The organism is Shewanella sp. BJSY2023SW007, assembly GCF_047314525.1.
Taxonomy (GTDB): Bacteria; Pseudomonadota; Gammaproteobacteria; order Enterobacterales; family Shewanellaceae; genus Shewanella; species Shewanella chilikensis.
Genome location: NZ_JBKORL010000027.1, coordinates 79,035 through 99,089, shown reverse-complemented (window position 1 = coordinate 99,089; position 20,055 = coordinate 79,035). Strand labels below are relative to the sequence as shown.

Genomic DNA, 20,055 nt, shown 5'->3' with positions numbered 1-20,055 from the left:
ACTCCTTAAAGACCCGCATCAAAGGGGAACAGCATGGGCACCAGAAACAAAACTATCGCCGAGTAAAGCAACGACAGCGGCAGCCCCAAGCGCACAAAATCAATAAAGCGGTAATTACCGGCGTTGAACACCATCAGATTGGTTTGGTAGCCATAGGGCGAAATAAAGCTGGCGCTGGCACCAAACACCACTGCCAGAATAAAGGGCCGACTGTCGACCCCGAAGCTGGTCGCAATCGCATAGGCCACGGGAAAAGCCAGGGCCGCCGCCGCGTTGTTGGTGATGAGTTCGGTCAACAGCAAGGTCAGCAAATAAACCCCGACAAAGGCGCCAAAGACCCCAAAGCCGGAAAAGGCGCCGAGCAGAGTATCGGCCATCCCTTTGGCCAAGCCGGTATCCAACATCAGCTTGGCCAGACTTAGGGCGCTGCCGACAATCAACACCAGCTCCAGCGGGAACCGCCGTTTGAGCTCGCCCAGGGTCACGGCACCTATCGCCAGATAACTGAGCAACAAGAGCACCAGCCCCTTGGCCAGCGGCAGCCAGCCCAGCAGACTGGCAGCTATGGTGAGCACAAAGCCCGCCAGCACCCACTGACTGCGGCGACTGTCCAGCCTGACACTCAGGTCCAGGCCGCTGACAGCGGCAAAGTCGGTACTGAGACGCGGATTACGACCAAAGCCATCGCCCGGGGTCAACAGCAACACATCTCCGGCCTGCAGCACTATGTCGCCCAAGCCGCCCTTGAGTGGATGATGGCCGCGGCGAATCGCCATTACGGCGGCATCAAACTGCTCCCGAAATCGCGAGGCCTTGAGTGAAGAGCCCACCAAAGCCGAAGACGGCGCCAGCACGGCTTCCACCAGATTCTGGCCCCTGGCCTGCTGCTTGCCGAACCACTCCAAACCATCGAATTGATGCAGCAACTCCACCGACTCCACCGCGCCGCTGAAGCGCAGCACATCCCCCGCGGCCAGCACGAGTTGCGGCGGCACAGGGCAGATGCGAATGCCGCTGCGCTCGAGCTCAGCCAGATAGAGCTTTTTCAGGGCCCTGAGTCTATTGTCCTGCACGCTGCGGCCCACCAGGGTTGAGCCGGGCAGCACCTTGGCTTCCAACAGATAGGGCAGACTTTCATCACCATGTTGCTCATCGCCATCGGGCAACAGGTGTGACAGCAACACCAAGAGCGCGATACCGGCCACCACCACGGCCAGGCCAATCAAGGAAAACTCAAAAAAGCCCAGGGGTTTCAGCCCGGCATTTTCAACAAAGGAGTTCACTATCAGGTTGGTCGAGGTGCCAATCAGGGTCAGGGTGCCGCCCAAAATCGCCGCGTAGGATAAGGGCAGCAATAACTTGGCCGGTGCGTGCTGCTGATTGCGACGCACCACGCCAATCAGCGAGGCCACCACTGCGGTATTGTTGGTAAAAGACGACAGCAGCGCGGTGGAAAACCCCAGCTTGGCCATGGTCAGCCCCAAGGAGCCGGAGCCTATGACCTGACTGAGCCTACCGAGCAAGGGCGTCTTCTCCAGTGCCGTGGTTGCCAGCACCAGAAGCACCAGAGTCACCAGACTGGCGTTGGTAAAACTGCCCAGCAGCGACTCAAGCTCCAGCATACCCAAGAGGTAACTGAGCAGCGCCGCTATGGTAAACAGCATGGCCGGTGATGCCAGACCACTGACAAGTCCGGCCACCAGCGCGAGCAGTATTAACCCCAGGATCCAGGTTTCAGACAATTCAGTCTCCCTGAGCGCGGATATCCAGCGCCTGCCAATGGGGGAAATGCTTGCGGATCAAGGCATTGAGTTCCAATTCAAACTCACTGAAATGGGTCGTTTTTTCAGTTTCCCCAAGCGCCTGCTGCACCATACCGGCACCGACTGTGACATTGCTGATACGATCGATAAAGATAAAACCGCCGGTATCGCGATTGTCACTATAGGCATCGAACACCAGGGCCTCACTCAGCTCAAGTTCAACCAGGGCTATGGTGTTGAGGCTCAGCTCGGCAACACTATCCTGTGCCAGGGTATTCACATCTATGCTGTGCAGTATGCGGCTGACACTGGCGGGCACCTTTTTGGTTCCCAGCTTGATGTTGTATTGCTTGCCGGGTGTCAGCGGCTGCTCGTGCATCCACACCACCTTAGCCAGCAGCCGGTTGGAAACGCCCACAGGGCTCGCCGCCGGTACTATCACATCGCCGCGGCTGATATCTATCTCATCATTCAGGGTCAGGGTCAGTGCCTGGCCGGCATAGCCCTGCTGCCGATCACCATCGAAGGTGACTATCGAGGCGATAGTCGACTCTTTCCCCGAAGGCAGCACCTTGATCCTCTGGCCAACTTGCAGACTGCCGGAGGCCAAAGTACCGGCAAAACCGCGGAAATCCAGGTTAGGACGGCTGACATACTGCACCGGGAAGCGGGCATCGAAGGCGTGGTTAAAGCCGGTCACAGGCGCACTCTCCAGCATGGCAAGCAGGGTTTCGCCCTGATACCAAGGGGTGCGCGCCGAGCGGTTCACCAGGTTGTCGCCATCGAGTGCCGACAGCGGTACAAAGCGGAGCTCTTCCAACTGTAACTGGCCGGCAAACGCCAGATAGTCGGCCTTGATCGCCTCGAAACGCTCCTCACTGAAATCCAGCAGATCCATCTTGTTGACGGCCACGATGAACTGCTTGATCCCCAAAAGAGAGCAGATAAAGCTGTGTCTGCGGGTCTGGGTCTGCACCCCGTAGCGACCGTCGATCAGGATAATCGCCAGATCGCAGTTGGAAGCGCCGGTCGCCATATTGCGGGTGTACTGCTCATGCCCGGGAGTGTCGGCAATGATGAATTTGCGCTTCTCGGTAGAGAAATAACGATAAGCCACATCTATGGTGATCCCCTGCTCGCGCTCGGCCTGCAGGCCATCCACCAGCAAGGCCAGATCCACGGCTTCGCCCGTGGTGCCATGGTTCTTGGAATCCTTATGCAGTGCCGCCAGTTGATCTTCATAGATCTGGGCGCTGTCGTGCAGCAAACGGCCTATCAGGGTTGACTTGCCGTCATCCACGGAACCACAGGTCAGAAACTTCAAAAGCGATTTATGCTGCTGATTTTCAAGATATTGCTCTATACCCAGCTCATTGACTTGTTGTGCAACCGACATTAGAAATACCCCTCACGCTTTTTCTTTTCCATCGACCCGGACGAATCCCTGTCGATGACCCGTCCCTGACGCTCACTGGAGCGGGACAGCAACATCTCTTCGATAATCTCTGCCAGTGTCGCGGCACTGGACTCTATGGCGCCGGTCAGGGGATAACACCCCAAAGTGCGAAAACGCACCCGGCGATACTCGGGCACTTCGCCTTCATTGAGCGGCATCCGCTCGTCATCGACCATGATCAGGCTGCCATCGCGCTCCACCACAGGGCGCTGCTCGGCAAAATAGAGCGGCACTATGTCGATGTTTTCCTGATAGATGTATTGCCAGATATCCAACTCGGTCCAGTTGGAAAGCGGGAAGACCCTGATACTCTCCCCCTTGTTGACCTGGCCGTTATAGGTGTGCCACAGCTCGGGGCGCTGATTTTTGGGATCCCAGCGGTGATGGCGATCGCGAAAGGAATAGACACGTTCCTTGGCGCGGGACTTCTCCTCGTCGCGGCGGGCGCCGCCAAAAGCGGCATCGAAACCGTATTTATCCAGGGCCTGTTTCAGGCCTTCGGTCTTCATCACGTCTGTGTGCTTGGCCGAGCCGAAGGTAAAGGGATTCATGCCCATCGCCAGGCCTTGCGGGTTCTTGTGCACCAGAAGCTCGAAGCCGTACTTCTTGGCCGCCTGATCGCGAAAACGTATCATCTCGCGAAACTTCCAGTCGGTATCCACATGCAGCAAGGGGAAAGGGATCTTGCCCGGATAAAAAGCCTTGCGCGCCAGATGCAACAGCACGGAAGAATCCTTGCCGATGGAATACAACATCACCGGGTTGTCAAATTCGGCGGCAACTTCGCGAAAGATCTGGATGCTCTCGGCTTCCAACTGTTCAAGGTGACTCAACACTGGCCCTGACATCTTATTTCTCCAATTGATTCAAAGTGCTGTAACAGCATCATGTTGTAGTTGCAGGCCATTGTTCGCCGCCTCGGGTTCAAACCAGCTGAGGCTGTCCGCCAGAGCGACGACTTCGCCTATGATCATCAGCGCCGGCATCACTACCCGCGAGTCCTGAGCCAGGGTTTGCAACTGCTCCAGAGTGCCGATAACACGCTGCTGCTGCCTGGTCGTGGCCTTGGAAACTATGGCCACCGGCGTCTGTGGGCTACGACCATGGGCAATCAGTTGTTGCTGAATAAGCCCGGCATTGAGGATCCCCATGTACACCACCAGGGTGTTGGCCGGGTTGGCGTAGCCTTGCCAATCCATGGGGCGGTTTTGCAGCTGGCAATGACCGGTAATAAAGCTGACCCCCTGGGCAAAATCCCTGTGGGTCAAGGGAATCCCCGCATAGGCGGCGGTACCGCTGGCGGCCGTGATGCCCGGCACCACTTCAAAGGCAACGCCGGCCTGCGCCAGAGTCTGCAACTCCTCGCCGCCGCGACCGAAGATAAAGGGATCGCCCCCCTTGAGTCTGACCACGGTTTGGCGGGTGAAGGCCTTGGTCAGCAACAAACGATTGATTTCACTCTGAGAAGCGCTGTGCTCACCGGCCCGTTTACCCACGGCAATGCGCTCGGCACCTTCGGGGATCAGCGCCAGGATCTCGGGACTGACCAAGGTATCGAACAGCACCACATCGGCGCGCTTAAGCAGGTGCCACGCCTTGACGGTCAATAGTTCTGGATCGCCGGGACCGGCTCCAAGCAGATAAACTTTGCCCTTGGCCCGCTTACCGGGCAGTGTCAGTAATTCCATGCGCTATTCCCCATCTTGCTGATGCAAGCAATATAGCGGCTACACATATTCCACTATAAATAGAGAATCATTAGTTGTTATTACTTTTAGATATATAAGAGGGAATCGCGGTAACGGGAAAAATATCTGGGACTGAGAAATCTGTTAATAAAAAACATTACTTTTTATTTTCAATGGATTACAAAATAATAGCCGAACTGGGTTAATGAATTTTTTTATTGTTTACTACCGCTTTTAGCACTAACTTATGGCAAAAAATTATAGTTTTATCTCGGTGACAGCAGCTTGGGATGGCAATGTGCAGGCTAAAGCCAGGATGTTACACTCTCAAGCCGAAACAACAGCCGGGCACTCCATCAAGCCTCAGAGACAACAGGGAAGAATATGTATACCAAAATCCGTTCCAGCCTCAGCGGCCTGACATTGGCCCTGGTAATATTACCGTCCAGCCAACTCTCTGCCGCCGAAGACAATGGCCCTTCGCTGGTCGATCAAAGGGTGCAAGAGGAGCTGGAAACCTCAGAGCGGCCCTTTGTAATCACCCCGCACAAGGTCAATTACATACTACCGGTCACCTATAATCCTTCGCCCAATATGGCCCCTTTTGAATCGAAAACGACTTCAGAAGATGAAACTTTGGATAAATATGAAGCCAAATTCCAAATAAGTTTCAAATTCCCACTGATGTACAACGTGTTTGGCGACAATGGTCACCTGTTTTTCGCCTATACCAATCAATCTTGGTGGCAGGTGTACAACAAGGACATCTCCTCGCCGTTTCGTGAAACCAACCACGAGCCCGAACTCTTTATGCTATTCAACAACGACTGGAAAATAGCCGGTTTCACCAACTCCTTCTGGGGCTTTGGTGCCGTACATCAGTCCAATGGCAAGTCGGGCGACCTGTCCCGCAGTTGGAACCGTATTTATGGCACCATGGTGTTCGACAAGGGCCCTATAGCGCTGGCGGCCAAGGTGTGGTGGCGGATCCCGGAAAACGAGAAGGACTATGAGGGAGATCCCCGCGGAGACGATAACCCGGATATCACAGATTACCTCGGCCACTTCGAGCTGACCGGCGTCTACGGCATAGACGATCACAGATTCAGCCTGATGTTGCGTAACAATCTTCAGAGTTCCAACCGCGGCGCAGTGGAGTTTACCTGGAGTTACCCCATACTCGGCAACCTGCGCCTATATGCACAATACTTCAATGGCTACGGCGAAAGCCTTATTGACTATAACGATCACAATCAGCGTATAGGTATAGGGGTCGCCATCAACGATATCCTGTAAGCTATCAAGGGCGAGCTTAATGATTGCCTCTGTGCCATTTATAGGCCCTGAGGCTGGTATCAGGGAGAGATATGAAGCCGGGATTCCGTGAAATAGTTAGCTGCTTTATCCTGCTGTTGTTGATCTCCTGTCTGCAGTTGGGACGATTCCTGCTGCCTGAGCCTGCGAAAAAAGAGCTGTTGAGCCAAAGGCAGATGAAGACCGATCTGACTGTGCTGCTCAAACAACTACAGCAGCATTCAGCCTTTCTGGTACTGGATCCGGACATTGAATCCCGACTCGAGAAAAGACTGCAACGGCTGAAACAGGAATACCGAGACAGCATAGCTATCAATCGTTTCACCGCCGAAGTCAATAAGTTGCTGGGAGAACTTAAAGACCCCGGGGTCAGGGTCAGTCAAACGGCGCTGCCCTCCGGCGTCTTGCCCCTCAGGCTCAAGCCCATGGAAGACAAATGGCTGGCGCTCAATGACAAAGACGAGCCCCTTCAAAATGATACACCTTTTATCAGCCATATCGATGGCCTGCCCATCAGCCATTGGCAGAAGATTGCCAATCACTTTTTGCCGCCGGAGCAGCGAAATAGCGTACCTATGCAGATGCCTTGGCTGCAACAGCTGGATCTGCTAAGGCGGGAGATGGGGCTTAGAGTAAAAGATGAGGTGCTGCTGACGCTATATGGGGCTGACCTCCAGCCGCAAAACATAGAGGTGAAAGTACCGCAGCAGTTTCTCAGTGCCCCTCTATCTATTCTGGCCAGTTGGCAGCAACTGGCGCCTGAGATTGCACTGTTTACCTTGACAGATCTCAATGCGATAGAGACTGACCCTCAGCTGCAACAAGATTTGCTGCGCGCGATGAGTCATCACATCCTGGTGCTGGATCTGCGCCATGCCCACGGCTTCAGCGACAGCCTGTTGCAGTTTCTCGGCAACTATCAGGATGGACTCAGCAGCCAACCACTGGGCTATGGCCGCTACCGCCGTTCACCACAGCTACGGCGCGACTTTCTGCGGCCGCTGCACTTTGAGCCGCTCACTCAATTCGCACCATTTCCGCCGGTACAGGCCGCACTGGACAATCAGCCACAGCCCAACCTGAGTCACTGGTATGCCCGCCCGATCCCCAAACTGGTTGCAGCGACCGTCCCTGACTCGGGACGCCTGGTACTACTTATCGGCCCGGACTGCCGCCAGGAGTGTGAATGGATTGCCTATGCAGCCAAACGTTGGCGCAGAGCGCTGTTGGTGGGCGAACCGACCCGCGGCGATCTGGGGCGTTTACATCATTTTACCCTGCCGGCCAGTGGCCTTAAACTGAGTATCAGCGCTTCGCTTGGCTATGATGGCTATGGCCAATTACTTTCAGGAATCGGCACAGAACCGGATCTGCAGCTCCCCACAGATGCCCCCTTGCAATGGCAGGGATTGCTGTCTCTCATCTCCCCGGAGCAGCGTCTGCGAAAGCCTACGGATGCTCAATCAGAACTAGCATTACCCAATACTCAATTAAGCTCGGCTACGCCCAGTTCAGCTGCCCGGCAGCACTGAACTGACGTATTGTTAACATTAGTTGACTCATTCAAAAAGTTGCTCGGCGAAAAACTGGGGGAGTGGAGACACAGATGAAGTTGAAGTTTGGAACAAACAATTCCCGGATAGCCCCATGAAAGGGTGATCGGGCTATCCGGGACACGGAGAGTGCTTTGAAGCTGCGCCAGCAAGCCAATCAAAGCTCGGGGTCACTCGCGACCGACTGCTGAAAAAACGGGGCAACCGATGCCATAAGGGCGAGCCGTCTTGATGTGTATTGCCGACTGCACTGCCTGCCGCTAAGCCGATGTTCCATAAAAACACCCGATACAGAATGGCATATCACACTTCCCCTGCGGGAACTTTGGATTATAAACCAGAAAACCAACCTGTGCATAACTCTGTGAACAAATATGTACTAAAGTATGAGTCCAGATTATCTAAAGGCACTAACAATCGACATTGCCAAAACTAACGCCCCAAGATGACCACAAGATGACAAGCCGGGCAACTTGTCCACAGGCAGAAAAAAGCCGCTGATGACAGCGGCCACAAATCAGATCTCGTAGTGCAATCCGCACTCACGTTTTAACCCGTTGAAACGTGTCTCTTCCTCTGTCATCCCCAGCTCCAGGGGTTTGCTCGAATGGGTATCCCCCACAGAGACATAACCCTGCTCCCAGAGGGGGTGATAGGGCAAGTCATAGCGCTTGAGATACTCATGCACCTGTTTATTGCTCCACTCGATAATCGGCAGCATCTTATAGCGCTTGCCGTGGATAGCCAAAATCGGCAACGCCTCCCGGGTCGATGCCTGGGAGCGGCGCAACCCGGCAAACCAGGTGCCAACATCCAGCTCAGCCAGTGCCCGCTGCATCGGCTCTACCTTGTTGATGCGGTTGTATTGCTCCAGCCCCTCAAGCCCCTGCTGCCAAAGCTTGCCGAATCTGGCCTCCTGCCAAGCGGCGCTCGTCTCGGCCCGATAGACCTTAAGATTGAGTCCGAGCCGCTCTGTCAGTTGATCGATAAATCGATAGGTCTCGGGAAACAGGTAGCCGGTGTCGGTCAAAATCACTTGTGTACCTTGCTGCACCGAGTTCACCAGATGCAGCATCACCGCCGCCTGAATGCCAAAACTGGACGACAAGGCATGGCTCCCCGGCAGATAGGCCAAGGCCCATTGGATCCGCTCCTCAGCACTTAATCCGCCAAGATAGCCATTGATGGCAGCCAGAGCGCTTTGCTGCTCAGAGGCCGGCGCATCCAGCAAGGCCAGCAGCGCTTCGGCGCTGTGCAATAAACTTGTGGTATCAGCCATGAAAGTCCCTCGCCGCGTCCAATACAGGTTTCACTATCCCGGCGCGCACCGTGAAATCACCGAAGCTCTCGCCGGTTTTGCGCTCGGCGGCATAGCGACCAAACAGGTTATCCAGCTCGCTGAGGATTTCGGCTTCCTGAATATTTTCACGGTACATCTTGTTCAATCGGGTGCCTTCGAAGCTGGCGCCCAGATACATGTTGTAGCGCCCAGGGGCCTTGCCCACAAAACCGATTTCGGCGGCAAAAGGGCGGGCACAGCCGTTGGGACAGCCCGTCATGCGCACGACTATCGCCTGCTCACCTATGGAGTGCTTGGCCTGCAGCGCATCCACATGGTCGATAAACTCGGGGAAATAACGCTCGGCTTCGGCCATGGCCAGGGCGCAGGTCGGCAGCGCCACACAGGCGATAGAATGACCACGGGTTGCGGTGATTACCTGCCCCATCAGGCCATGCTTACGTGCCAGTGCTTCGATTTCAGCCCTATCCTCATCCGCCACTTTGGCGATGATGATGTTCTGGTTGGAAGTCATCCGAAAGTCGCCCTTATGTATCTTGGCGATTTCCCGAAGCCCGGTCTGCAACAACTTACCCTGGGTATCCTTCACCCGGCCACCTTCGATAAACAGGGTCAGATGCCAGTGGTTGTCTATGCCTTTAACCCAGCCATATCTGTCGCCGCGATCCCCAATGACAACCTCACGCTTGGGGGCGAACTTAACCCCGGCGCGCTTTTCAACCTCGGCCTTAAAGGCCTCAAAGCCGTGATCCACTATGGTGTATTTGAGACGGGAGCGTTTACGATTGCTGCGGTTACCCCAATCGCGCTGCACTGTCATCACGGCCTCGGCAAACTTAATGGTGTCTTCGGCCTTGATAAAACCAAAGTCATCAGCCAGCCGCGGGAAGGTTTCCACTTCGCCATGGGTCGAGCCCATACCGCCACCAGCCACCAGATTGAAGCCCACCAACTCGCCCTCTTGCGCCACGGCAATAAAACCCAAGTCATTGGTGTAAACATCCACGTCGTTGTCCGGTGGCACAGCTACTGCCATCTTGAACTTACGCGGCAGATAGGTCTTGCCGTACACAGGCTCAACCGCGGCCGGCTGCTCGTCCTCTGTGCTGAGCAGCTTCTCCTCATCGAGCCAAATTTCGGCATAGGCACGGGTGTGCGGCAGCAGATGATCCGACAGCTTCTTGGCCCAGAAATAAGCCTGCTGATGCAGCTTGGACTCTACCGGGTTGGGGTTACACATGACGTTGCGGTTCACATCACCACAGGCGGCAATCGAGTCCAGCGCTTCCCTGTCCAGCCCCTGAATAATGGTTTTCAGGTTGCGCTTGGGGATACCGTGGTACTGGAATGTCTGCCGGGTCGTCAAACGTATGCTGTTGGAGCTGGTAAGCTCCGAGGCTATCTTGTCCACCCCCAGCCACTGCTCTGGAGTACAGACACCACCCGGCACCCGGGCTCGCAGCATAAAGCTGTACAGCGGCTCGAGTTTTTGCTCCTTACGTTCGTTGCGCAGATCCCTGTCGTCCTGCTGATAGAAACCGTGAAACTTGATCAGCTGCTGATCGTCGTCGCTGAAGGCGCCTGTCACGTCTGTGCCCAGGCCCTCGCGTATGGTGCCGCGCAGATAGTCACTGTCGGTCTTGATATGCTCGTTGGCGGATAATTTCTGCTCACTCATGGCCTTATCTCTTTATTCCTAGGTTCTTCAGCTCAGTAGACGTCTTTCTGGTAACGCTTGGCGCTGCGCAGTTCATCGAGAAACGCTTCAGCAGCCTCGCTCGTCAACCCCCCTTGCTCCATGGCCACTTCAAGCAGTGCCTGGTGCACATCTTTGGCCATTCGCTCGGCATCGCCGCACAGGTAGATATGAGCCCCGCGCTCAAGCCACTGCCACAGCTCTTTGGCCTGTTGTTTAATCTTGTGCTGAACATAGACTTTCTCCGCTTGATCCCGGGAGAAGGCCAGCGAGATCCGGCTCAGGGCGCCACTCTTGAGGTACTGTTGCCACTCGGTCTGATAGAGAAAATCCTGCTCGAAATGGGGATTACCGAAGAACAGCCAGCTGTCGCCGGCTACGCCCTCGGCCACTCTTTGCTGCATAAAGGCCCGAAATGGCGCGACACCGGTTCCCGGCCCTATCATGATCACTGGCGTCTGGGGATCTTCGGGCAAGCGGAAGTGCTTGTTGGGTTCCACATACACCCGCACCTGGGCGCCCTCCTCGGCCCGAGCCAGGAAGTGAGAAGCGGCGCCGAAACGGCGTTGGCCATCACGCTCCTCTTCCACCAGCGCCACGGTAAGATGCACTTCAGACTCCACTTCACTCTGACTCGAGGCGATGGAGTATAGCCTTGGGGTAATGGGGCGCAGCTTGTCCAACAGAGCCTGGGCCGAATCCAGCTTGGCGCCATTGAGAGGGTAACGTTTCACCAGGTCCACCAGTTGGTGGCTGAGAATAAACCGCCGGGTCTGCTCCTTGTCTTGGCTAATAGTAAGCAGCTCGCCGCTCTCTACTGTTTCGGCCCAAAACTGCACCAGACCGGGATAGAGTTGAGTCAGCTCTTTGTGTTCAATCAGGGCATCACGCAACTCCAAAGACTCGGCGCCAAGCTGAACCCGGGTATCCGGCGCCAGCGCCAGCACTTCGAGAATTTCAGCCACCAGAGCCTCATCGTTATGGAAATAGACCCCCAGCGCATCACCCGCCTGATAGCTGATGGCCGACTCGCCCAAATCGATTTCCAGATGACGGATATCCTTGAGTGAATCCCGGCCCGTCAGTTTCTGGCTGACTATCACTTCGGCGCTGTAAGGGTTTTGCTTGTCATATTCCTGACCGGTATTGCTATTGATACCAAGATTGGCGGCATTGATAGACACTACATTGGTCGCAGCGCCATCGGCCACCTGCAGCAGAGGCTTAACCCGCTCAAGCAGCTCGGTTTGCCAGCTGTCGCTCTGTGATTGATAGTCCACATCACAGTCCACTCTCGGCAGTAAAGGCTTGGCCCCGAGGGCACTCAGGCGGGCATCGAAGTCTTTGCCTGTCTGGCAGAAAAACTCATAGGAGGAATCCCCCAGAGAGAGAACCGCATACTGAAGCTTATCCAGCTTGGGGGCGCGTTTGGAGCCGAGAAACTTGTGCAGCTCAATGGCATCATCGGGGGCTTCACCTTCACCATGGGTACTCACTACGGCCACCAGCAGGGTTTCCTGCTTGAGGTTACGGACATTGTATTCGCCCATAGATGCCAGATTGACCCCATAGCCCAGACTCTGGGCCTTGGCGGCCAACGCCTTGGCGACACCCCGGCCATTGCCCGTCTGGCTGCCATAGAGTATGGTCAGAGTTTGCCCGCTCTGGTTTTTGGGGGGAGCACCCTCCTGCCCCTGAGCGCTGGCGGCCAGATAACCACTGACCCATGCCAGCTGCAGCGGGCTGAGCTCGGCGGTGAGTTGTTTAAGCTTATCCACTTGTGGCGCTGAGAGTGGCGAAGCCAGTGAAGTGAGTTCTTTCAGTAACATTGAGACGGCCCGGTGACAGAGTAATGTCAGCAAGCTTAGCCCCACCATCGAAAAGCAAAAAAGAATAATATTTAATTTTTTATATCAATAAGGAATATGCATGGTATAAAAATTAAGCTACAAAAGTGTGGCCTGGCGCAAAGAATTTGCTCTGACCAGTGGAGAAACACACCACATGAAGAATATGAGCTTGTTTCCATTGAAAGACTTGCGACAATGCCAAAAGCACGCTAGGTGCCATGAAGGGAATATCTGTACCCCACACCCAGGATTTCATTCATGAGCGGGCTTGGTTCCTGAAATTATTTCAGGAAGTCCCCAATGGAAAGGGAAAGACCAGTCCCCCGAGTCCAGGTCAACAGACTTGCATTCTTTCACTCTGCCAGCGGAGTTTTGGCGGGGTGAATTTTGTTTATCAACCATCAGGGAATAGTCATGCAGATTGGAATACCGAGAGAGAGTCTCGCCGGTGAAACCCGGGTCGCTGCGACCCCGGCAACGGTAGAGCAACTTAAAAAACTCGGCTTTGAAGTGGCGGTGGAAGCAGGCGCGGGTGCGCTGTCCAGCTTCAGTGATGCCGCCTTCGAAGCCGCCGGTGCCAGTGTGGTACCGAATGTATGGCAGGCCGACTTGATCTTTAAGGTCAACGCGCCAACCGAAGATGAAATCAGCCAAATCAAAGATGGTGCCACCCTGATAAGTTTTATCTGGCCGGCCCAGAATCCTGAGTTGGTGGAAAAGCTGTCACAACGCAACATCAACGTGATGGCAATGGACATGGTGCCGCGGATCTCCCGTGCCCAGTCCCTTGACGCCCTCTCCTCCATGGCCAATATCGGCGGTTATCGCGCCGTAGTGGAAGCTGCCCACGAGTTTGGCCGCTTCTTTACCGGCCAAATCACTGCCGCGGGTAAAGTCCCACCGGCCAAGGTGTTAGTGATAGGTGCCGGGGTTGCCGGTCTTGCCGCCATTGGTGCCGCCGGTTCATTGGGCGCCATAGTACGCGCCTTCGATACCCGTCTGGAAGTGGCCGAGCAGATCGAGTCCATGGGCGGTGAGTTCCTTAAGCTGGACTTCGGCGGGGAAGACGGCTCTTCCAGCGATGGCTATGCCAAAGTGATGTCTGATGAATTCATCAAGGCTGAAATGGCGCTGTTCGCCGAGCAAGCCAAGGAAGTGGATATCATCATCACCACAGCACTGATTCCAGGCAAGCCTGCGCCCAAGCTCATCACCAAAGAGATGGTCGACTCCATGAAGCCGGGCTCAGTGATAGTGGACCTGGCGGCCGCCACCGGTGGCAACTGCGAATACACCAAAAGCGGCGAACTCTTTGTGACCGACAATGGCGTTAAAGTCATAGGTTACACAGATCTGCCAGGGCGTTTACCGGCACAGTCATCCCAGCTTTACGGCACCAACCTGGTGAACCTGATGAAGCTGATGTGCAAGGAGAAAGACGGCAACGCCAACATAGACTTCGAAGACGTGGTGATGCGCAACATGACGGTCGTCAAGGCCGGTGAAGTCACCTTCCCGCCACCACAGATCTCTGTGACCGCGGCGCCCAAGAAACCGGCAGCCAAAGTTGAGCCGAAAAAAGCAGAAGAGAAAGTGCCATCCAAGCTCAAGTATATTTTGGGCGCTCTGGGTGTGGCCGCCTTCGGTGCCGTAGCCTCGGTGGCTCCGGCTGAGTTCCTGTCGCACTTTACTGTATTCGTGCTCGCCTGTGTGGTGGGTTACTACGTGGTTTGGAACGTGACTCATGCGCTGCATACGCCATTGATGTCAGTCACCAACGCTATTTCCGGCATTATTGTGGTAGGTGCACTGCTGCAGGTTGGCCAGGGCTCAGCTCTGATGACCGCACTGGCATTTATCGCCGTGCTGATTGCCAGTATCAACATCTTCGGTGGCTTTACCGTCACCCAGCGCATGCTGAAGATGTTCCGTAAGGATTAAGGGGGTATATCGTGTCTCAAGGACTGGTAACAGCAGCCTATATCATAGCGGCCCTGTTCTTCATCTTAAGCCTCGCCGGCTTATCGAAGCAGGAGTCTGCAAAAAATGGAAACCTGTTTGGGGTTATAGGGATGGCGATCGCTTTGATCGCTACCATACTGAATCCTGAAACCAATGGGGTTCACTGGATCATTCTCGCCATGGTGATAGGCGGTGCCATAGGTATTCGTCTGGCGCTCAAGGTTGAGATGACAGAAATGCCTGAGCTGGTGGCCATTCTCCACAGCTTTGTGGGTATGGCCGCCGTATTGGTGGGTTTCAACTCTTTCCTCGGCCTGCATCCACAGGCGATGAATGAAGTGATAGTCACTGTCGGTAATGACCTCAATGCCACGCTGGAAGCCGCCAGGGCAGCCATAGAGCAGGCCGCCGCCTCGGCAGCCCATGAGCCCATGACAGGCGCCATGCTCAACATCCACCTGGTGGAAGTCTTCCTGGGGATCTTCATTGGTGCCGTGACCTTCACCGGCTCTGTGGTGGCATTCGGCAAGCTCAGAGGCATTATCTCCTCCAAGCCGATGATGTTGCCTCATCGCCACAAGCTCAATCTGTTGGCGGTAGTGGTATCCCTGCTGCTGATGATTTACTTCGTCAACGTAGGCGGCAGCATCTGGCCTCTGCTTATCATGACGCTGATAGCCTTTGCCTTTGGCTGGCATCTGGTGGCCAGCATAGGCGGCGCCGACATGCCGGTTGTGGTATCCATGCTCAACTCCTACTCTGGCTGGGCGGCTGCAGCGGCGGGCTTTATGTTGTCCAACGACCTGCTGATCGTTACAGGTGCCCTGGTAGGTTCTTCCGGTGCCATCCTGTCTTACATCATGTGTAAGGCGATGAACCGTTCCTTTATCTCTGTGATTGCCGGTGGTTTCGGTACCGATGGCGCCGTTTCCAGCGGTGATGAAGAGATGGGCGAATACCGTGAAACCACGGCCGAGGATGTGGCCGAGCTGCTGAAAAACTCCAGCTCAGTGATCATCACCCCCGGATACGGCATGGCAGTAGCCCAGGCACAATATCCCGTGGCCGAGATCACCCAGAAACTGCGTAATCTGGGGGTTAAGGTGCGCTTCGGTATCCACCCGGTTGCCGGACGTCTGCCGGGCCATATGAACGTGCTGTTGGCCGAGGCCAAAGTGCCTTATGACATAGTGCTGGAGATGGATGAGATCAATGATGATTTCGAAGACACAGATACAGTACTGGTGATAGGTGCCAACGATACGGTTAACCCGGCGGCCACTGAAGATCCTTCCAGCCCAATCGCCGGCATGCCGGTACTGGAAGTGTGGAAGGCCCGCAATGTCATCGGCTTCAAACGCTCGATGAATACAGGTTATGCCGGGGTGCAGAACCCGCTGTTCTTCAAAGACAACACCCAGATGTTGTTCGGCGATGCCAAGGCCAGCGTAGAAGCGATTTTGAAATCGCTCTAAATAGCCAGCTAAACCCATAGTCAAAGAGGGAGCCCGATGGCTCCCTCTTCTTTTGCCGGCTCTACAGATTTGAGCACTCAGGCCGTTATCTACTGCCACCAAGCTGTCTGTCTTTAGGGAAGGTGCGAATAAGTCCTCGTGACACTGAGGGGAGATTCACAAGGATAAGCTCAGCGTTGAGAATGGCAATAAACGCAATCTGGCAATGTGGCATCACTATACCTAAACAACCACTATGCCCACCTGCACCTCTTTCTTGCCAAGCTCCTTCAGGCTTCGCTCAACGGCGTTTTCGGCGGCTTCCTGCGCCATAGGATCCAGGAAGTGCATACCTGCTGCTAAGACAGGTTATAATGGTCTCAAGCCCACCGAATCCCCGCCCGTTTGCTGTTTAATTTATAAACAACTCAATCATTGACCCTGCATGTAACGTCTGTTAGATCTACTCAGATTAGAAAAACGTAAAGGAGATGTGAAATGAGTATACGGATCTTACTTGCAATTCTGTTATTGGGGTGTTGGTCTCAAAACGCGATTGCGAAACCAGAAAGCGATGTGCAAAAAAAAATACAAGCTCACGCTCAGTACTTTGGTTTTCAAAGTCCAGAGGCTTATCTGCACTTTTCGGCTGAATTAAATCAGCTGATGTCCGGGAAGAAAACCCTAGGAGAACCTCTTTTAAAAACGACTACTTACATCAACTCTTTGGGGGCTGGAACTACTTATTCCACACTTTCTGTTGAGCAAAAGAGTGAACTCTTTGCTTTGATAAAAGCACGTAGGCTAAACATGGCTCAAAGTCTTGGTATTCCTGAGTCTTCAATGGATAGACTTATCACTCAATATGCAACCTACTCTAGGCTGAATGCAAAGTTGCATAACATTTCTTTGGATAAGGTATTTCAAACCACATCAGGTGAAGATGATGAAATTGAGCGGATAGAAGTCGAGGGACGTCTACTACAAAGTTGGGGAGGTTATGGCTCACTCATGATGTACGTAGGAATCACCGAGATGGCAATGCAATCGGGTATTTCTCAATACACTCCTTTCGTTGTTCGTTTTACCTCAAGAGAGTCTGAACAAACTTTTATGTATAACAATTATTCTGGTTCATGGAGTATCTCAAACGAAACTCCATGTATACAAGATAGTTGTCAAGGGTATCCTGTTCTAAATCCTTAACTAAAAGGATTGCAAAAAAGCCCCAGTAGAATTAATTACAGGGGCTTTTTTGTACTTAGAATTTCACCTGGAGGAACCAGTCAGAAGTTGTCTTAATTACTCTAGTGCGAGCCTTCGGCTCTCCCTCCGCTGCAATAACTTTACCTTGCACTTGGCACTGAGGGGAGATTCACAAGGACAAGCTCAGCGTTAAGAATGGCATTAAATGCAATCTAGCAAGGTGGCATCACTATGTCGAAACAGCCACTATGCCGAAATAGCCACTATGCCAAAACAACCACTATGCCAATTTTGCTCTGGGACTGACAAATCTTGGTTTCCATTCAGGCATGGAACAACCGGTTGTTGATCCATTTATCCCCCAAGGGTTGGTGTGGAAGAATCCCCAATCAGGGCTCACGCACACTCAGTAGTCCCAGCTTGGCCTGCTCACCAAGCAGGGCCGCAAATATAGCTGCCCTACTTAGTTTCAGCCGTTAACCACCGAGGATCCGTTTCCACCAAGGCAAAGGTTCACCACAGTTGGGTGCCGGGTGATAACTGTCAGCCAGCGCAGGCACCGCCACCACATTACGGCAATCGGCTTGTTTCGCCGCACCTGTATCCCGGTCGAAATAGCCCTGCACCACGCCGTTGACCGGCGGCAATCTCAGCCCCAGCGGCGGCCGCTCGGCGAGGAAACGTTGATAAACCGTCATGGCACCACTGCTGCCATAGAACTGGGTCTTGCCGTTGTCATCACGGCCAACCCAAACGGCGGCAACGTTACGCTCGTCAAATCCGGCAAACCAAGAATCGCGGCGGTCGTTGCTGGTGCCCGTCTTGCCCGCCAGCATCACTCCGGGGAAGGCCGCCCCCAGGCGCGAAGCCGTACCGGACTCCACCACCTTGGTCATGGCGTACTGCACCAGATAGTTAGCCGCCGGCGTTATCGCCTCATGGCGTGGCATACTGGCCACAGGCAGAGGCTGGTTGTCGCTGTCCAGCACGGCAGTCACCGCATTGAGCTGACGATAACGGCCGCCGTCTGCCAGGGTCTGATATACCTGTGCCACCATCAAGGGGGAACCGTTTACGGCGCCGAGCAACATGGAAGGATAAGCCGGTACAGCCTCATTCCAACCAGCCTCCTTCAGCGTTGCGGCCACGGCATCGACGCCAACCATCATACCCAGATTTACGGTCGGCACATTCATCGACTTCTTGAACGCCGTCAACAGTGGTACCTGGCCGCGGAACTTGCGATCCACATTCTGGGGCGACCAGGTCTTGCCCTGCTCATTCTTGAGGGTAATAGCCTCATCTTTGAGTGGGCTGGCGAGATTAAACTTGTTGCCCTGAGCCAGCGCAGTGGCATAAACAAAGGGCTTGACCAGTGAACCTATGGGACGGCGAATTTCCACCGCCCGGTTGAACCCCTCGTAGCCCGGCACCTTGTCGCCCACCATGGCGGCGATCCCGGCGCTGTACTTGTCGGTCACCACCATGCCCACCTGCACCTCTTTATCTTTCTTGCCAAGCTCCTTCAGGGTTCGCTCAACGGCGTTTTCGGCGGCTTCCTGCGCCATGGGATCCAAGGTGGTATAGACCTTGACGCCGGACTGCTTCAGCAGCATTGCACCATAGCGGTTCTTGAGTTCCTGTTTGACCACGGCAAAGAAGGCCGGCAGTTTCTGATGCACAGGTTTGTCCGAGCGCCTTAATCCCAGCGGCGACTCTGCTGCCGCCTTGTATTGATCGACAGAAATTTTGCTGCCTTCCATCAAGAGCCTGAGCACCAGATCGCGCCGCTCCTGAGCCCTGTCAGGATAGCGCCAGGGGTTGTAGTAAGATGGCCCCTTGATGGCGGCGACCAGGAAGGCTTGCTGCGCCAGGGTCAGCTCTCCGACCGGGCGGCCAAAATAGAATTGCGACGCCAGCCCCATGCCATGCACGGCTCTGGATTTGTCCTGTCCCATGTAGACCTCATTGAGATAGGCCTCGAGGATTTCATCCTTGCTGTAACGAAAATCGATAATCAGCGCCATCAAGGCCTCTCTGGCCTTACGGATTAAGGAGCGCTCGCTGGAGAGGAAGAAGTTCTTCGCCAACTGCTGGGTCAGGGTCGAGCCGCCCTGTACCGTGCGACCGGCGCTGATATTGACCAGCAGGGCACGAGCGATGGCAAAGGGGTTCACTCCGTGGTGCTCATAGAAGCTGCGGTCTTCCACCAGAATAAGCGCTTCGACTATGTGCTCGGGGATCTGTTCGGTTGGTACAAATAGCCTGTCCTCACCATCGCCGGCGATGATCCTGTCCAGCAGTACAGGTTCAAGATGAAACACCGCCAGTTGTCGTTTGTCGCTCATGCGCGCCACCGAAGTAACGCCGTTGGAGTCAAAACTTATCATCACCCGCTGCTCTGCCTGGCTTCCCTCAGGATGCAGGAAGGGGCGGCGCCACAGCTCGATTCGGGTACTGGAGGCAGAAAACTCCCCCACCTGGCGCGGATTGGCCACCTTGCGATAGCCCAGCAGCTTAAGTTCGGCCATCAGTTGGGCGTGGCTCACCGCCGCCCCGGGATAGAGTGCCATGGAGCGACTGAACACCTGCGCCGGCAGGTGCCACTTCTGCCCTTCAAACTTGCGGGCGATGATCTGATCCAGGTAGATACAATAGATAGTCAACGCCGCTACCAGAATAAGGGTCAGCTTCCAGGTTATCGACCATAACCTGCGCCACAACCCGGGGCTTTGCTGCGCCGGCTTGCTCTTGCTGCTGGTTTTTCTGGTACTTTTTTTCGTGGTACTTTTCTTGGTGGTCATGCTTATCCC

At 54.7% G+C, this 20,055-nt stretch carries 13 protein-coding genes; 5 read left to right on the top strand and 8 right to left on the bottom strand.

Annotation, left to right across the window (positions count from 1 at the left end; translation table 11 throughout):
* Positions 1 to 5: 5 nt before the first annotated feature.
* From ACMHXE_RS05390 to cobA, 4 genes are read right to left on the bottom strand one after another with little or no spacing between them, the layout of a single operon-like run.
* Positions 6 to 1,742: an SLC13 family permease gene (locus ACMHXE_RS05390; RefSeq protein WP_071475796.1), complete on the bottom strand. Its 1,737-nt coding sequence runs from the start codon at positions 1,740 to 1,742 to the stop codon at positions 6 to 8.
* A 1-nt stretch (position 1,743) separates the two neighbouring features.
* Positions 1,744 to 3,159: a sulfate adenylyltransferase subunit CysN gene (gene cysN, locus ACMHXE_RS05385; protein WP_233962676.1), complete on the bottom strand. Its 1,416-nt coding sequence runs from the start codon at positions 3,157 to 3,159 to the stop codon at positions 1,744 to 1,746.
* The gene (gene cysD, locus ACMHXE_RS05380; protein WP_025009976.1) at positions 3,159 to 4,067 is read right to left on the bottom strand and encodes a sulfate adenylyltransferase subunit CysD; all 909 of its coding nucleotides are present in this window, start codon (positions 4,065 to 4,067) and stop codon (positions 3,159 to 3,161) included. The genes cysN and cysD overlap by 1 nt, the downstream gene beginning before the upstream one ends.
* 18 nt (positions 4,068 to 4,085) lie before the next feature.
* Positions 4,086 to 4,907 (bottom strand): uroporphyrinogen-III C-methyltransferase, encoded by an 822-nt coding sequence (gene cobA, locus ACMHXE_RS05375; RefSeq protein ID WP_413731601.1) that lies wholly within the window; start codon positions 4,905 to 4,907, stop codon positions 4,086 to 4,088.
* 384 nt (positions 4,908 to 5,291) lie between these two features.
* Between cobA and ACMHXE_RS05370 the strand changes: the two genes are divergently transcribed.
* Together ACMHXE_RS05370 and ACMHXE_RS05365 are read left to right on the top strand one after the other, a co-directional pair.
* On the top strand, positions 5,292 to 6,203 hold the full coding sequence (locus ACMHXE_RS05370) for a phospholipase A (protein ID WP_335903870.1): 912 nt from the start codon (positions 5,292 to 5,294) through the stop codon (positions 6,201 to 6,203).
* 71 nt (positions 6,204 to 6,274) lie between these two features.
* A complete protein-coding gene (locus tag ACMHXE_RS05365) occupies positions 6,275 to 7,753 on the top strand; it encodes a S41 family peptidase (RefSeq protein ID WP_413731598.1) in 1,479 nt (492 codons plus the stop codon).
* A gap of 538 nt (positions 7,754 to 8,291) precedes the next feature.
* On the opposite strand, the gene ACMHXE_RS05360 is transcribed toward ACMHXE_RS05365, so the two are convergent.
* Genes ACMHXE_RS05360 through ACMHXE_RS05350 form a run of 3 tightly spaced genes read right to left on the bottom strand, consistent with a single transcriptional unit; the run spans position 8,292 to position 12,599 of the window.
* Positions 8,292 to 9,053, bottom strand: a complete 762-nt coding sequence (locus ACMHXE_RS05360; protein WP_165565541.1) for a phosphoadenylyl-sulfate reductase — start codon at positions 9,051 to 9,053, stop codon at positions 8,292 to 8,294.
* Complete coding sequence (gene cysI, locus ACMHXE_RS05355) at positions 9,046 to 10,752, bottom strand: assimilatory sulfite reductase (NADPH) hemoprotein subunit (protein ID WP_413731596.1); 1,707 nt, start codon at positions 10,750 to 10,752, stop codon at positions 9,046 to 9,048. The genes ACMHXE_RS05360 and cysI overlap by 8 nt, the downstream gene beginning before the upstream one ends.
* 32 nt (positions 10,753 to 10,784) lie before the next feature.
* Positions 10,785 to 12,599 carry an assimilatory sulfite reductase (NADPH) flavoprotein subunit gene (locus ACMHXE_RS05350; protein WP_226565667.1) on the bottom strand — a complete coding sequence of 605 codons (1,815 nt, stop codon included), beginning with the start codon at positions 12,597 to 12,599 and terminating at the stop codon, positions 10,785 to 10,787.
* A 435-nt stretch (positions 12,600 to 13,034) separates the two neighbouring features.
* Here ACMHXE_RS05350 and pntA point away from each other — a divergent pair, with 435 nt between their 5' ends.
* The 3 genes from pntA (at position 13,035) to ACMHXE_RS05335 (ending at position 17,242) form a co-directional block, all read left to right on the top strand.
* Positions 13,035 to 14,561 carry a Re/Si-specific NAD(P)(+) transhydrogenase subunit alpha gene (pntA, locus tag ACMHXE_RS05345; RefSeq protein ID WP_413731594.1) on the top strand — a complete coding sequence of 509 codons (1,527 nt, stop codon included), beginning with the start codon at positions 13,035 to 13,037 and terminating at the stop codon, positions 14,559 to 14,561.
* A gap of 11 nt (positions 14,562 to 14,572) precedes the next feature.
* Complete coding sequence (gene pntB / locus ACMHXE_RS05340; RefSeq protein WP_165565544.1) at positions 14,573 to 16,057, top strand: Re/Si-specific NAD(P)(+) transhydrogenase subunit beta; 1,485 nt, start codon at positions 14,573 to 14,575, stop codon at positions 16,055 to 16,057.
* Between the two features lie 477 nt (positions 16,058 to 16,534).
* Positions 16,535 to 17,242, top strand: a complete 708-nt coding sequence (locus tag ACMHXE_RS05335; protein ID WP_165565545.1) for a hypothetical protein — start codon at positions 16,535 to 16,537, stop codon at positions 17,240 to 17,242.
* Positions 17,243 to 17,718: 476 nt separating this feature from the next.
* On the opposite strand, the gene mrcB is transcribed toward ACMHXE_RS05335, so the two are convergent.
* Positions 17,719 to 20,046, bottom strand: a complete 2,328-nt coding sequence (mrcB, locus tag ACMHXE_RS05330) for a penicillin-binding protein 1B (protein ID WP_101053676.1) — start codon at positions 20,044 to 20,046, stop codon at positions 17,719 to 17,721.
* Between the last annotated feature and the right edge of the window lie 9 nt (positions 20,047 to 20,055).

Bases quoted from the DNA above. Each gene is read 5' to 3' on its own strand.
- cysN (WP_233962676.1), bottom strand. From the start codon at position 3,159: ATGTCGGTTGCACAACAAGTCAATGAGCTGGGTATAGAGCAATATCTT.
- cysD (WP_025009976.1), bottom strand. From the start codon at position 4,067: ATGTCAGGGCCAGTGTTGAGTCACCTTGAACAGTTGGAAGCCGAGAGC.
- cobA (WP_413731601.1), bottom strand. From the start codon at position 4,907: ATGGAATTACTGACACTGCCCGGTAAGCGGGCCAAGGGCAAAGTTTAT.
- ACMHXE_RS05370 (WP_335903870.1), top strand. From the start codon at position 5,292: ATGTATACCAAAATCCGTTCCAGCCTCAGCGGCCTGACATTGGCCCTG.
- ACMHXE_RS05365 (WP_413731598.1), top strand. From the start codon at position 6,275: ATGAAGCCGGGATTCCGTGAAATAGTTAGCTGCTTTATCCTGCTGTTG.
- ACMHXE_RS05360 (WP_165565541.1), bottom strand. From the start codon at position 9,053: ATGGCTGATACCACAAGTTTATTGCACAGCGCCGAAGCGCTGCTGGCC.
- cysI (WP_413731596.1), bottom strand. From the start codon at position 10,752: ATGAGTGAGCAGAAATTATCCGCCAACGAGCATATCAAGACCGACAGT.
- ACMHXE_RS05350 (WP_226565667.1), bottom strand. From the start codon at position 12,599: ATGTTACTGAAAGAACTCACTTCACTGGCTTCGCCACTCTCAGCGCCA.
- pntA (WP_413731594.1), top strand. From the start codon at position 13,035: ATGCAGATTGGAATACCGAGAGAGAGTCTCGCCGGTGAAACCCGGGTC.
- ACMHXE_RS05335 (WP_165565545.1), top strand. From the start codon at position 16,535: ATGAGTATACGGATCTTACTTGCAATTCTGTTATTGGGGTGTTGGTCT.
- mrcB (WP_101053676.1), bottom strand. From the start codon at position 20,046: ATGACCACCAAGAAAAGTACCACGAAAAAAAGTACCAGAAAAACCAGC.